This is a genomic window from Mesorhizobium zhangyense, from assembly GCF_011045115.1.
In the GTDB taxonomy this organism is placed as follows: domain Bacteria; phylum Pseudomonadota; class Alphaproteobacteria; order Rhizobiales; family Rhizobiaceae; genus Mesorhizobium_M; species Mesorhizobium_M zhangyense.
The window spans coordinates 151,544-165,888 of sequence record NZ_JAAKZG010000009.1 but is presented as its reverse complement, the minus strand read 5'-3'; the positions used below and the strand labels follow the sequence as shown (position 1 = coordinate 165,888).

The 14,345-nt window shown below is 60.8% G+C and carries 11 protein-coding genes; 7 read left to right on the top strand and 4 right to left on the bottom strand.

Translation table 11 applies throughout. From position 1 onward, the window contains the following. Position 1: 1 nt before the first annotated feature. The 7 genes from icmH to G6N74_RS20410 are packed head-to-tail and all read left to right on the top strand — an operon-like array spanning position 2 to position 9,397. Positions 2-1,327 (top strand): type IVB secretion system protein IcmH/DotU, encoded by a 1,326-nt coding sequence (icmH, locus tag G6N74_RS20440; RefSeq protein ID WP_165119865.1) that lies wholly within the window; start codon positions 2-4, stop codon positions 1,325-1,327. 1 nt (position 1,328) lies between these two features. After that, positions 1,329-4,859, top strand: coding sequence for a type VI secretion system membrane subunit TssM (gene tssM, locus G6N74_RS20435; protein ID WP_165119864.1), 3,531 nt, complete (start codon positions 1,329-1,331; stop codon positions 4,857-4,859). Further along, complete coding sequence (gene tagF, locus G6N74_RS20430; RefSeq protein WP_165119863.1) at positions 4,841-5,374, top strand: type VI secretion system-associated protein TagF; 534 nt, start codon at positions 4,841-4,843, stop codon at positions 5,372-5,374. The genes tssM and tagF overlap by 19 nt, the downstream gene beginning before the upstream one ends. Continuing rightward, positions 5,374-6,477, top strand: coding sequence for a DUF2169 family type VI secretion system accessory protein (locus G6N74_RS20425; RefSeq protein ID WP_165119862.1), 1,104 nt, complete (start codon positions 5,374-5,376; stop codon positions 6,475-6,477). Before tagF ends, G6N74_RS20425 begins: the two co-directional genes overlap by 1 nt. After that, positions 6,474-7,496, top strand: coding sequence for a beta-ketoacyl synthase N-terminal-like domain-containing protein (locus G6N74_RS20420; RefSeq protein WP_165119861.1), 1,023 nt, complete (start codon positions 6,474-6,476; stop codon positions 7,494-7,496). Before G6N74_RS20425 ends, G6N74_RS20420 begins: the two co-directional genes overlap by 4 nt. Continuing rightward, a complete protein-coding gene (locus G6N74_RS20415) occupies positions 7,496-8,518 on the top strand; it encodes a DUF4150 domain-containing protein (RefSeq protein ID WP_165119860.1) in 1,023 nt (340 codons plus the stop codon). The genes G6N74_RS20420 and G6N74_RS20415 overlap by 1 nt, the downstream gene beginning before the upstream one ends. Before the next feature lie 9 nt (positions 8,519-8,527). Then, on the top strand, positions 8,528-9,397 hold the full coding sequence (locus G6N74_RS20410; protein WP_165119859.1) for a hypothetical protein: 870 nt from the start codon (positions 8,528-8,530) through the stop codon (positions 9,395-9,397). A gap of 17 nt (positions 9,398-9,414) precedes the next feature. Here G6N74_RS20410 and G6N74_RS20405 read toward each other — a convergent pair whose 3' ends face one another. The 4 genes from G6N74_RS20405 to G6N74_RS20390 form a co-directional block, all read right to left on the bottom strand. Continuing rightward, positions 9,415-9,753, bottom strand: a complete 339-nt coding sequence (locus G6N74_RS20405) for a hypothetical protein (RefSeq protein ID WP_165119915.1) — start codon at positions 9,751-9,753, stop codon at positions 9,415-9,417. Beyond that, positions 9,750-10,175 (bottom strand): DUF6484 domain-containing protein, encoded by a 426-nt coding sequence (locus G6N74_RS20400; RefSeq protein ID WP_165119858.1) that lies wholly within the window; start codon positions 10,173-10,175, stop codon positions 9,750-9,752. The genes G6N74_RS20405 and G6N74_RS20400 overlap by 4 nt, the downstream gene beginning before the upstream one ends. Positions 10,176-10,185: 10 nt before the next feature. Beyond that, a complete protein-coding gene (locus tag G6N74_RS20395) occupies positions 10,186-12,510 on the bottom strand; it encodes a type VI secretion system Vgr family protein (RefSeq protein ID WP_165119857.1) in 2,325 nt (774 codons plus the stop codon). 186 nt (positions 12,511-12,696) lie between these two features. Further along, positions 12,697-14,154, bottom strand: a complete 1,458-nt coding sequence (locus G6N74_RS20390) for a caspase family protein (RefSeq protein WP_246245833.1) — start codon at positions 14,152-14,154, stop codon at positions 12,697-12,699. Between the last annotated feature and the right edge of the window lie 191 nt (positions 14,155-14,345).

Sequence of the window (14,345 nt, the reverse complement as noted above, 5' to 3'; positions counted from 1 at the left end):
GATGAGCAGGGACGATCCATTCGGCCTCTCAGACGATCGCGATCGCACCCGCATCCGCCTTGTCGCAGCACCCCCGCCCGTGCGGCAATACCCGGTTCCGCCGCCCGGCGCACCGCTGAAGCGGACACGGGCGCATCCCAACGCGCTCATCAACGCGTTTGCGCCGTTGCTGGAATTTGCGCCTGAAATGGAAAACGCGTTGCCACCGGAAAATCCGGAGGCGCTGCGCACCCGATTGCTCGAAGAGCTTGTCACCGCGCGCGACGCGGCGATTGCCGGCGGCTCCTCGCTGGCGCGGGCGGATGCCGCGGCATGGTCGGTTGCAGCTCTGCTCGACGATCTTGCACTCAACACGCCCTGGGGCGGCGCCGGCGCCTGGCCGCGCCAGCCGCTCGTCGTCATGCTGCGGGGCGACGTCGATGCCGGCACGCAGTTCTTTGCGCGGCTGGAAGAGCTCGAGCGCCATCCCAACCGCGACCGCGAACTGCTTGAATTGCAATATCAATGTCTGTCGCTCGGCTTTCGCGGCAAGTATCGCGTGCCCGGCCGTGCCGGCGACCGCTCCATCAGCGCCGTGCGCGCTTCCGCAGCGCGCTTCCTGCGCAACGCCGATGCCGAGACCGCACCGCTTTCGCCGCACTGGCGAGGCGTGATCGCTGCAGACGAGCCGTCGCGCTTCATCGTGCCGATCTGGGTGCTTGGAGCAATCGCGGTGGTGCTTGCGACAGCGACGCATATCGGGCTTTCAATGCGACTGAGCGGCGAAGCCGAAAAGCTCACCACGCTGGTCAGTGCATTGCCGCCTTTCGAGCGCGCTGCAATCGTGCGGGCTCAGCGTGAACAACCAGCCCCCGCCGCCGAGCCGGTCGGTGTCGGGCTGCTGCCGGTATTCCAGGCGGCCGCACCCGCCAATCTGGCGCAGGCGCTGAAGGGGCGCGAAAATGTTTCGCTGACCACGCTCATCATCCAGAGCACCAATCCGGAAGTGTTCCAGTCGTCCCGCGCACAGCTCACCGACGGGTTCGAGCCGCTGATCGCCTCGCTCGCTCGCGTGATCCAGGACAATCAGGAACTGGTCGGCGACATCCTCGTCGTCGGCCACACCGATAGCGTGCCGCTCCAGTCGAGCAATCCGCTTTCGACGAACCAGCGCCTGTCGGAAGCGCGCGCCGTGACCATCGCAAACATACTGATCGAAAACGGCGTGCCGCGCGAACGCATCCGCGCCGAGGGCCGCGCGGCGACCAAACCCGTTGCCGACAACAAGACACGCGCCGGTCGCGCGCTGAACCGGCGCGTCGAAGTGCTGATCGAGAAGAGGATGTAGCATGTTCATATTGCGCCTCCTCTGGGCTGTCCTCACCTCGCGCTGGCTCTGGACCCTGATCGGGCTTTCACTGCTGTCGCTGCTGATCTGGGTGTTCGGCCCGATCGTCAGCATCGGCGACAGCGCGCCGTTTGCCTCCGAGACGGTACGGATGGCGATGATCGCGCTGCTTGTGATCCTGTGGCTCGTCTGGCTGATCCTCGCCCAGCGCCGCGCCATCCGCGCCAACCGCCTGTTCGTGGCCGAGATCGCCGCGCCGGTGGAAAAGCCGCTCAGCCCCGGCGACGAAAGCGTTGCGGCAGTCGGCGCGAAGTTCCAGGACATCGTGAACGAGCTGAAGCGGCGCAAGCTCGGCGGGCGAAAATTCCTGCGCGAGATGCCGTGGTACGTCATCATTGGGCCGCCTGCCACCGGCAAGACCACGGCGCTGCGCCAATCCGGGCTCAACTTCCCGATCGACCTGACCGACGATCTGCAAGGCGTGGGCGGCACGCGCAATTGCGACTGGTTCTTTGCCGAGAACTCGGTGCTGATCGACACCGCTGGCCGCTATGTCCAGCAGGAAAGCCAACCGGACGTCGACGCCACCGAATGGCTCGGCTTCCTCGACCTCCTGAAGAAGCATCGCGGGCAGCGCGCGCTGAACGGCGTCATCCTGGCGCTTTCGGTCGATGCGCTCTCCGAGGACGACGCGGCGTTGAAGGCGCATGGACGCAAGCTCCGCAAGCGGCTGATGGAGCTGCAGGAGCGGCTGCAAATCCGCCTGCCGGTCTATCTGATGCTGACCAAGGCAGACCTCATCAAGGGTTTCGAGGCCTTCTTCGGCAGCATGTCGACCGCCGACCGCGAGCAGGTGTGGGGGGCGACCTTCGCGCCCGGCGTGCGCGTCGACGGTGGCGAGGTGGCCAAGGAATTGTCGGCGCTTTCGACCGAACTCGAACGCCGCATGATCCCGCGCATGGAAAGCGAGGAAAGCCTTGCAACACGTGCCGAGATATTCCGCTTTCCGGCACAGGTGGAGAGCCTGTCGGAGCCGATCCGGGTTCTGGTCGAGGCGGTCTTTGGCGAAAGCCGCTACGAGGACAGCGCCTGGCTGCGCGGCATCTACTTTACCTCGGCCACCCAGGAAGGCGCGCCGATCGATCGGCTGACGGCAGCGCTCACCTCCTCGTTCGGCTTGCCGGCGCCGAGAATGGCGCAAGCTCAGCGCATCGACAGGCGCAGCTTCTTCCTGAAAAACCTGCTGACCGAAGTGATCTTCAAGGAAGCCGGGCTCGGTATATTCGATCCAGCGGCCATAAGGCGGCGCGCCTGGATATGGCGTGGAGCAGCTGCTGCTGCCACGGCAGCCGTGTTGATCGCCGGGGCTTTCTCCATCTTCTCCTATCGCAACAACAGCGTAGCGATTGCCGCCCAGGCAAGCCAGCTCGAAGGGCTGCAACCGCTGCTGACCCAGATCGCGACACAGCCTGCACCGGTGGACCGTCTCGACTTGAACGACGCGCTCACGGCGGTGAACCGGGTCGCCGATGCGCGAACCGCAGTGCCCGGCGGCGCGCAGGAACTGATCGGGCCGACGGCAGCGGTCGAACTCAACCGCGCCCAGACAGACGCCTACGATCATACCCTGCAAAATATTCTTGAGCCGCGCATGGTGGCGCTGCTCGAGGCGACGATGTGGCGGCAGATCCGCGATCCGGAATTCCAACTCGGGGCGCTGAAGACCTACCGCATGATGACCGGCCTGGCACAGATGGACACCGACTTCGCGCAGCAATGGTGGGTGGAGCAGCTGCCGAAATTCGCGCCCATACCGCCCTTCCCCAACCAGCCCGCCGCCGACCACCAGATCGCGGCGATCGCCGCCATGGCAACCCAGGACAGCTACATCAAGCCCGACGACGCGCTGGTGGGTGAATCGCTGAAGAGCATCTGCTCGATCTCGCTGCCGCAGCGCGCCTACAATGCGCTGCTGGCCGATCCGGCAGTGACGACGCTGAAGGACTGGATACCAGCCAACTTCGCCGGCCCCAACGGCGCCAAGGTGTTCACCCGCCGCTCGGACAAGACGCTGCGCATCGGCCTTCCCGGTGTCTTCACCTATGCCGGCTTCCACGATGTCGTGCTAGACCGGCTGCAGGATACCGCAGCGCAGGCAGCGCTGGACCGGGCGGTGTTTGCCGGCGGCTGCACCGAAAACTCCGAAACGTCGGTGGCCGCGCTCTCGGAGGATATCCTCAAGCTCTATTATGAGGATTTCATCGCCAAATGGGACGGCCTGCTGCGCGACATCCGGCTTTCGCCGCTGCCCGACCTCCAGACCGCCAACGACAATCTCAAGGATCTTTCCAGCGCCGACTCCGCCCTGCGACGCCTGCTCAATGCGGTCGTGCGCGAGACTGATCTCAACCGACCCGAGGATGACGGCGGCCCGGCTGTCCCGCCCAAGGGTGCCTCGAAAATCCTCTCCAAGCTGGGCAAGATCGGCAAGCTGGCCTCCAGCGGTGCAAAGCTGCTGCCCAGCCTCGGGGCGTCGTCCAAGGTGGACATAACCGGCGGCCCGGTGGCCGAGCATTTCAAGCCGCTGAAGGGCGCGGTCGCCGAAGTCGACGGCAAGCCGCCGGCGCTGGATGCGGCAACCGCGGCGATGACCGCACTTTCTAACGTGCTGCAGACCATCACCGCCAGCCCCAACCCGCAGGATGCCGTCAAGAAGCAAGGTGGGATTGCCGAACTGACCGGGGCGGTGGCCAAGCAGGCTGCAATCCTGCCCCCGCCCGTCGACGAATGGCTGTCCGGCATCGCCAGCGACACCTCCGGCCTGACCGAAAAGGCGGTGACCTCCGAGCTCAACGCCATCTGGCGCGCCGACGTGATGCCCTTCTGCCAGGCAGCGCTCACCAATCGCTACCCGTTCGACCCGGCAAGCACGATCGACGTCAATGTCGCCGACTTCCAGCGCCTGTTCGCCCCTGGCGGGCTGATCGATGCCTTCATCAACACGCATCTCATCAATTATGTCGACACCACCGCCAAGCCGTGGAAATGGCGCGCCGATTTCGGTCTGGATGCTTCCGCCCTCGCTGCTTTCGAGCAGGCGCGGCATATCCGCGACGACCTGTTTCCCGGCGGCACCGGGCCCGTCATGAATTTTACCCTCGAGCCCAAGGATCTGTCGCCGACGGTGATGCGCGTCACGCTCAATGTCGACGGGCAAAGCCTGATCTATTTCAACAACGCCACCCGCCCGCAGCCGATGACATGGCCGGGCAAGGACGGCACCGGCGTCATCACGCTGGCTTTCCAGCCGATGGACGGCTCGCCCGAAATCATGGTGAGCGAAACCGGCGCCTGGGCGTGGCTGAGAATGCTGCGTGGCGGCCAGTTCAGCCCCACCGGTCTGCCTGAAGCCTACAAGCTTCGGCTCACCACCCACGGCTTTTACGCCGACTTCGAGCTCAAGGCGGCCAGCGTCGAGAATCCCTACAATCTGCAGATGTTCGCGAGGTTCACATGCCCGACGAAGATCTGATTCTCCCCGGCTATTTCGGCAAGCTGCCGACTGCGGGAGACTTCGTCACCGCGGGGCTCGCACCCGGTTTTGTCCAGCGCTGGGACCGCTGGGTCGCGCGGCATCTGGCGGCGCATTTCGAGCTATCGCATCCGCCGCTGCGTTTCCTGCTCGGGGCGGAAGCGTTCGGGCCGGCCGCCGGCGTGGTGCTGCCGAGCAACGACCGCATCGGCCGCCGCTTTCCACTCACGCTCGCAGCACCGGTGCCGGAAGCCATCACCGGCATGACGATAGCCGCCGACGACTGGTTCGAAGCGCTGGAAGAAATCGGAGAACTGGCGCGAAGCGGTGAGATCGATGCCAGCGCGCTCGCGGCAAATCTGGCCACCCTGCCCTTTCCACTTTCGGCCACGGAAGGCGAGCCCGTCTGGCGCATGGCTTTCTGGACACGCTCGTCAGACCTCATCGACGTCGACCCGGAAGCCCCTCGTGCGGCACTCGATTATCTGCTGTCCGAATGCCGGGAGGCCGGCTGATGGAGATATGGAATCAGACCGGCTTTCCGCACGAATTCACTATGGGCATGGACAAGGCCGCGCACGAATATGTCGTGGTGGTGGTCAAGGGAACCTTCGACTTTCCCGAAACGCCCGGCGGCCCTGTGCGCAAGTCGGCCGAGCAGGTGCCGCTGGTCATGGCCGATACGCAGACCGGCGAACCCGGTTATTCGGCCACTCTGTGGGAAACCGATTTCGCTTTCCGCAAACCCCGATGCGACGTGATCGCCAACGGCTGTGCCTATGCTCCCGGCGGACGCCCGGCCGAGCGCGTGCCGGTGGGCATCAAGGTCGGGAACTGGTCGAAGCTGTTCGAGGTCATTGGCCACCGCGAATGGCGCGCGATCGGCCCGCTCTTTTCGGCCACGACGCCGATGCCGTTCCTGCGCCAGCCCTTCTCCTACGACACCGCCTGGGGTGGCGTGGACAGGCTCGACCCGGAAGACAAGCTGCCGGGCAGCTACAAGTTCAATCCCGTCGGCACCGGCTGGGCGAGGCCGAAGAACCAGAGGCTGATCCCCGGCCTGGCGCTTCCCAACACGCAAGCGGTCGGCGAGGAAATCGGCTCGCCCTTCGGCGAATACCAGCCGATGAGCTTTGGGCCGATGGGCCGCGGCTGGCCGGGCCGCATCGAATATGGCGGCACCTATGACGACAACTGGGCGAAAAACATCTTCCCCTTCCTGCCGCCGGATTTCGACGAGCGCTATTTCCAGATGGCGCCGGCCGACCAGCAGATCGACCACCCCAAGGGCGGCGAAGAGGTGATGCTGGTGAACTTGACGCCGGCGGGTAGGGAAAGCTTTCGGCTGCCGAAGACGGCGCTGCCAATGACGCTGTTCAAGGCGCGCACGAAGGTCTTTGACGGTGAAGTTCTGCCCGACACGGTGCTGTTCGATCCCGAAAACCGTCGCTTCTCGCTGGTCTGGCGCATGTCGCAGCGCATTCATCGTACCATTCTTGATTTTTCGGAATGCTGGGTAGGTCCGCCGAGCGAGTCGATGTTGCGGGCAAAAGCGACGGGGCGGCGCTACATCCGCTCAGATGGAGTTTCGGAAGACGAGGAGGCTGAGCAGGCATGACGACGTTGCTCGACATCGTTTCTGTCGGAATGGTCACAGCGGTCGGTCTTGACGCACCCTCGGCTTGCGCTGCGATGCGAGCTCGCCTCGATGGATTTCAGGAAACGCGGTTTAATGGCCCTCAGGGAGAATGGGTGGTGGGTGCGCCCGTGCTGCTGCCACGCAACTGGCTGGGCCAGAAACGGTTGGCGCATTTGGCCGCGGGCGCGATCACCGAAGCGTTCCAACATGCGCCAGAAGCGCGTGGGCGGACTGCGCTAATTCTTTGCCTTGGTGAGGAGAACAGACCCGGCCGTCCAATTCGAAATGCAAGTAATCTCCTTCGTGATATCGCTGAGATTGTCGAAGTGGAGCCTCACTCGCGGTCCCGCATCGTGCAGTATGGGAGACCTTCAGGACATGCCGCGCTCGACTATGCGCGACGCATGATTTCTGCAGGCGAGGCATCATATGTGATGGTTGCCGGGGTAGATAGCTATCTGACCACGGAAACCATCTCGTATTATCTCGATCGCAAACGCCTTTTGGGACCGACTAACCCCAACGGCTTTATCCCGGGTGAGGCAGCCGCAGCGGTATTGTGTTCGGCCTCGCGCAAGCCGGACCGTCTCCGACTTTTCGGACTTGGCCTCGCGCGCGAGACAGCATCTATTTACAACAAAGAAGACTTGCCGCTTCGGGGAGACGGCATGACAAGCGCATATCGGTCGGCATTTTCTGAAACCGGTATTGAAATGAACCAGCTCGGCTACCGAATTTCAGACCTGGTGGGCGAACAATATTGGTTCAAGCAAACCACGCTGGCCTCTTTGCGCATCCTGCGCGGTCGTCATGACTTCCAGGATCTATGGTCGCCAGGAGAATCGATTGGCAATGTCGGGGCGGCAGTCGTGCCACTTATGATTGGCATGGCACAGATTGCAGCCATCAAAGGTTACGCGGCAGGCAATCCTGTTCTGATCGAAGCATCGAACAGCGCAGGAGCTTGCGGGGCAGCCGTTCTGGGCGTTGCCGCCTGATGTCAAACGTTTTTGCGAACTCGCTGGAAATTTCCGGAAAGGCGGTCAGCGCAAAAGTCATCGCCGCCTTTCCCGATGTGTGCTTCACGCCACCCGAGAACCCCGCAACACCGCCGGGCGTGCCTGTTCCCTATCCTAGCTTCGGTATGGCTGGAGATACCGAAAAAGGCACTGGGACAGTCAAGATCGGCGGTGAAACAGTCAACATCAAGAATAAGTCTGACTTGTCAAAAACGACCGGCACCGAAGCCGGCGCTGCAGCGAAAAAGGGCATCATAACTTCCAAAAACACCGGCAAGGAATACGACAACTCCTGGTCGAACAACGTCAAATTTGATGGCGAGCCGGTCATACGCTTCACGGACCTCGCGACAAACAATCATTCATCTCCCGCAGCGAACACTCCCCCTTGGCCAATACAATGCAAGGTTCAGCCGGGTTGGAATGCTACTTGTGAAAAAGTTCTGCTGAAGATGACAGTATACGATCCAAACAAGTGCGACACACCAGACTATGAGGCACACCACGTAATCGACAATAGCTCATTCACTCGAGTTGGCGCCAGAAGCGCCACGAAAGAGTCTTTCAAGTCCGCAGCAAACATGGGCGCACGAGCATGGAAGGCGCTCAGGAACCTCTTCCAGAAGCCCAGCGCCCATCCGGGTTCCAACTACCACGAAGGCGACGCACCTGCCATTTGCCTGAAGGACAGTCAAACACAGGGCGAAGAGCATAGAATTGCTCACGACGTAAGCAGAGCTGAAGCAAAAAAAGTCGCTGTCGATGGCAAGTGGACATATAAGCAAGCCAGAGCGGCAGGTGTCGAATCCGTCAAGCAGGCGGCCAAGCTCACCGATGAGGAAGCCGAATGCGTCGGCCTCGTTCTGGATGCCTACTACAAAGACAAGATGGACTGCACCGACAGTACGCAGATGCGTGCGGCCGGCAGGCGACCGCCTGGCGGCTCACAATTTGCAACGGGTTCAGGTTCGTCCGTTCCGAGCAGTCCGTGTCCCCCATAGGAGGTTAAATTGGAGTTCGCAACACCTGACACTCTTTACTCAAAACTCGTGACTATCGTCGACGATGGGACAAGTTTCATTCTATGCCATCCGCGCGACGATACGGGTACAGACCCCGACATTTCGATCCTGTTCAGGGCTCGCTCAGGAACTGCAGAAGTCTTGCGCGTTTTCGATCGCGAGATACCATCCATGACAGCTCTTGCAGACAAAATCGTCCTCGTTGACGATGATTGCGGAGTTTACATTTTTGCCGCCGGTGATTGGTCCGAGTGGACCGACATGGATCCCAAACTGGCAAGAATTTCCAACCTGCGAACGGTCCGGAGTAAGGTCTACGGGCTATGCTATGATGGAATAATTTACCGCTGGGATGAGCCCAACTGGACCCAGGTTACCGATGGAATACCAAAACTCTATCTGCATGATTTGAAAGGAATAGGTCAAAACGGATTGCTTGCCTCCGGCAGCGGCGGTTTTTTGGCGGAAGTTGTCGGAAGGGGCTTCGATCGTTACGACATTCCAACGAATATGAATCTCACCTGCATACTTCCACTTGGCGGAGCGCAGCTCCTTGTCACGGGTTGGGAAGGAACCGCACTTCTGGGTGAAAGGGATGAAATGCAATTTGTTGATCAGGGCGCGCGCGACGACATCACTTTTGCAGAAGCGGTGAGATGGCAGGGCCGCACACTCGTAACGGCCAGGGATGAAATTCTGGAGCTTAAAGACAACACCTTGGTAGTGGCGTGGACCACACGCAATTTAGGGTTAGTCACGTACGAAGAACAACTTTGGAAACATAGCAACGAAGGCGCCGCATACCATTCATCCGGCGAGTGGACAAATGTGCCGCTCTCAGTGGATATGGATCTCTGAGCCAGTTCGTTTAAGGCCTACCGAAGCCCGGCGTCCAGCGACGCCCGCACCTTGTCGATATCGAGGTCCCTGATGCGTATCGCAGTCTTCGATGAAAGCGCCTTGACCACGAACAGTTCGCCAGCCTCCAGATATTCCCTGAACAACTCCTGGGCAATATCCTTGCCGTCCTGCCCGGCGACACGCAGACCATCAAGATGGGCCTCGAGCCGCTCGATGAGTCGTGCAATGCGCACGTCATCCAGTTCAGGATTTTCTTCGGGATGAAGCAGATGGCGGTCATAAACCGCCCAGAGAAATGCCGCCATTTCAGCATGCTGGCGGACGATTTCACGCAAAATAGGAGCGGACATCAGTTTAGATTCACCGAGCCGCCACGAATTCGGTTCGCGGCACTCGCGTGGCTCGTCAGATATGTACCGCGAATTACTATGCGGCCGTCCTTCTCCATCACGATCATGGCTTTACCGCAACGCAATTCAAGTCGGTTTTCAGCGGTGATTTTCACCGTTTCGCCATCGTGGACAACACGCCGCGAAGTGGTTTTCCGTGATGGTTGAATGACGCGTCCAACGATCAAAGGTCGCATCAGATCGCCCTCCTGAAATAAGAGGGCCACTTCCGTTCCCACCATCTCCGATGTCAATTCTGCGAGGCTGCGCGCAGGGACGGCTTTTTCAATTGGATTGCCGGGGAAAACAACAATTGGCACGTTCTGCTCGAAGCCGAGGAAAACACCAATTACCACACCGTCAATTCGTTCCCGAACGTCGCTCATCGTTGGACCCTCAGTTTTGCTTTATTTCTGAACCCTTCATCACGATATCGCTGGACGCCTTCACATTGATCTTTCCCTTGCCGTTCACCGAGATATTCTTACCCTCGATTGAAATCGTGCCGTCCTTCTTCATCGCTATCGAAGCAGAGCCGCATTTGATGACGAGCGCGTCGCCGGCTTGGATAAGCAAGTCTTTGCCGATCTTGAGCAGCCCGTCTTCGGTGATCTCGACGGTACTTCCCTTCTTGACCTTCACGACGCGCGCGCCGGTGATGTCGGTAACGTCGTCGTTCTTGATCTTGGCGTCACGGCCTTTACTGATATCCGTACTGTGCTGGCCGGTGATCTTGAAGGTCTGATTGCCGCCAACATCCACCGATTGGTTGGATTTGACTTTCCAACTATCCGAAGCCCCGATGTCGTGGCTCTGGGTGGCAATCACCGTCACGCTGCGCGTCGCGCCAATCGTATTGGTCTGAGCCAATGCCACGCTGCGCGTCTCGGTCGCCAGGACGGAATCGATGCGCGCTGCCTTGACCGTGACCGTCTGGATAGCGCCGACGGTCTGTGTGTGGTTGGAATCGATGTTCTCGGTCGAATTCGCCTTGACGTGGATCTTCTCGTCGGCGCCCACTGTCAGCGAACGATTGATGCCCACGGATTCAGTGTCGTTGGAGCCGATGTCCACCTTGCGGTCGACGCCAACCTTGGTCGTCTTGTTCTTGCCAACGTCCTCATCGAGATTGACGCCAACGGAGTGCTTGGCGTTGTTGTCGATGCGGTCTGACTGGTCGTGCTGCACCAGCTTGTTGCGGTCGTTCTTGACCAGCAGCTTGTGGTCCTTCTGGGCCTGGAAATTGACCAGTTCGGAGCCGGCCTTGTCCTCGAACATCATCTCGTTGTAACCGCCGCCGCCCGGCGAAGAATTGGTCTTCAAGCCGGATTGCGTCGCATTGCCGGGAAGCCCGTAAGGCGGCATCTCGTTGGCGTTGTAGACCCTGCCGGTAATGACGGGCAGGTCGGGATCGCCTTCGAGGAAATCGACGATCACCTCCTGGCCGATGCGCGGTATCTGGATGAAACCCCAGCCGCCGCCACCCCAGCTTTGCGAAACGCGCACGAAGCAGGAGCTGTTCTGGTCCTTCTTGCCTTCGCGGTCCCAATGGAACTGGACTTTTACGCGCGCATATTTGTCGGTGAAGATTTCCTCGCCTTTCGGCCCAACGACCGTCGCAGTCTGCGGGCCGCGCATGATGGGGCGCGGGGTGATGCGGGGCGGACGATAGGTCACCGCGGTTGGTGCCACCTCCATCACCACCTGGTAGCTCTCGCCCTTGCTGTCGGTGCCGGAATGATAACTCGGATCGTACATGCTGTAGTCGGCGCGCAATACGAAATATTCCTGGTTCTGGTCCTTGCGCGGAAAGCCGTCGAGCTTGAAGGTGGAGCCTGAAAACAGGCCGCGAACCGTGCCGGCTGCGGCAATGCGCTGGTGTGCCGCCTGAAGCTCCTCGCGCCGGATCGCGGCTATCGCGTCGCCGCGGCCCAGCTCCAGATGCGCGCCGGGCTGGCGATAGTGCTCGCCCTTTGCCCTTTCATGGGAAAAGGGCTGAGCCGATTTCGTCTTCAGGTCGGCGGACGGTTTGGTGAAATCGTAGTCGGTATGCGCATAGGTTCCGGGCAGGACCGACCGGCCGGGAATCCACTCGGTTATGTATTCCACGTCGCGCCGCGTCGCCTCGCCCTCGAAGTGATAGGGAACCGTTTCGGCGCCGGGAGCCGGCTTCAGCTTGCTCATCGCGTCGGCCAGGATCAGCGTGTGGTCGCCGTCGGCGTATTCGAAGAAATACATGATGCCTTCGTGCTCGAGCAGGCGCTGCACGAAATCCAGATCGCTTTCATCGTACTGGACGCAGTATTCGCGTGCGGGATAGGAGCCCTGCAGCCGTTTTTCGAATTTTCCCGGCGCATGCTTGGCGAAAATCTTCTCGGCTATCTCGATGACGCTCAAGCCCTGGAAAATGCGGCAGTCGAATGTGTGGCCGAGGAACCAGAGCCAAGGACGCACCGTGGCTTCATAGTGCGCAAGGCGATCCTCGATGCGGGTCAGACGGAATTCCGAGACGATGCCGCTGAACCAGCGTTTCGGACCACCGGATTCGCCCTCCACGGACAAGACGCCACCGAGCATCTTCAGAGGATCGATATCGGGGTCCTTGCTGACGAAACCGACCGTGAAGCCGAAGCAGCGGCTGACCTCGTCGCGCCCGACGAGATGCGTGAAGATCAGCTTGTCTCCGCCGAGCGGTGTTCGGACGACAGTGGCTTCGGGCATTTTCGGGTGCGCCTTTCTAGAGCCTGCCGTGAGCGTCAGCCGCTATCTGCGGCAAAGGCATGGCGGCGAATTCGGCGAACCGCGGCTGACCGCACCATGCCGACGACACGTCTGACATACGAAATCGCACCCGACCTCCGATATGAAGCATGTCACACAGCCCCGCTGCCATTCGAAATCAATTCGTCAAAAAATGCCGCCAATGCCGATGCCCGCGCCGATATCCGGCGGAGGTGCGGCGGGCCTGGCCTTCTGCTGCCGCTGAACCTTCTCGCGCTGGGGCGCACGCCCCGAAGACCGGCTGGCTTTCGTACCGTCGCGAGCGCGATCCATGGTTGCGGTCTTGACTGGCTTTGGCGCCGCGACTGGCTGCCGGCAGACCCGTCCGGAGCGAAGGAACAGATCGCCGAGAAGATCCAGATTGGGTTCGGGCACTGCGTTGGCCTGCTTTGTCTGCCGGTAGTAATCGGAAAGCGCTTTCTGGGAGCCCTGCCCCCAGACGCCATCGATGGGCTTTCTGTAGCAGCCCAGCCTCGACAGTTCGGCCTGCACGCGGCGGCTGACGTCGGAACCGTGCTGGTTTGCAACGTCACTACCGTTCTGGTCGGCGCCCGATACGACCGATCCCAGGGCTGACGCCACGTCCTTCTCCAGATCCGCCGGAGCCAGGCTCGCCATCTGCTGCTGGCCGGCGTCGTTCTGGCTGGCGGGATCGGCCGAGCGGACAATCTCGGGCAATTGCCGACCCAGAAGCAGGACCGTGCTTTGCAGGTCGCTGTCGGCCGATGCCAGCTGGGTCATCAGCTTTGCCTTGGCGCTCGGAATCTGGAGTATCCTGTTGAGGGTCGCGCCGAGCTCCTGTGGGTCGATAACCTGCAATTCGGTGAAGTAGAATTGCTCGCGCAGGTTCGACTGATCCCAAGGCACCTGACTGCCGAGCGTGCTCGCCTCCGTCGCGTTGCGCACCCGGATCATCATGTCGGAGATGCTGAGGCCCGGAAACTCGATGTTCTCCAGCAATGCCTTGGTGAACGGGCTGTTCTGGCCGGCACCGTCGACGGTGACATTGCCCGGCTGGGTGGCAAAGGCGATGAAGGTGTTCTCGCCGACTTCGACCTGCGCAAGACCACGGCCGACGCCAGCCGAGTCCAACCCCAGCGGCGTATTGCGGCAGGCATCGAGGAATATGAAGGTCGGCCGATCGCGACTGGCAAAGCGCGCGATCACATCGTTCAGCTTCACCGCCTTGGCCGTCAGGTTGCCGACGTTGGCCGGGTCAAGCGAGTCCACCGGCAACAGAAAGTTCTGGCCGTCGACCTGCACGCCGTGGCCGGCATAGAAGATCAGGACGGCGGTGTAGCTGTCCAGCTTGCCCTCGAAGCGTTCGAAGATCTTTTCGAATTGATCCGATGTCTCATCGGTTCCGACCACGACTTCAAAATTCAGCCGACGCAGGCTTTCCGAGAGTTTGGTGGCGTCGTTGGCCGCGTTGGGCAGGTCCTCATAGCGATCGCTCTGATAGTTCGAATTACCGATGACGATCGCGAGACGCTTGGGCTGGGCGGGCGTATTATGGTTTTCCGCGGCGGCGAACACCGGAAGCGGAATCACAAGGCAAAGCGCCAGGAAAGACAGCAAGACCAAGAATTTCCCGGAAGGTTTCATATCGATAACCGCTTTGATGTCTCTGCAGTTAATTCCTTCAAAACAGCATAACTTACGCTGCTTGAAGATGATGGCACTAAATCGTTCGATTTTCTACAGAAACAATTTGAATTGACCGGCATCGGCCAGCCGAAAATGCAACGGGCGACCTTTCACCACCTCTACTCGTG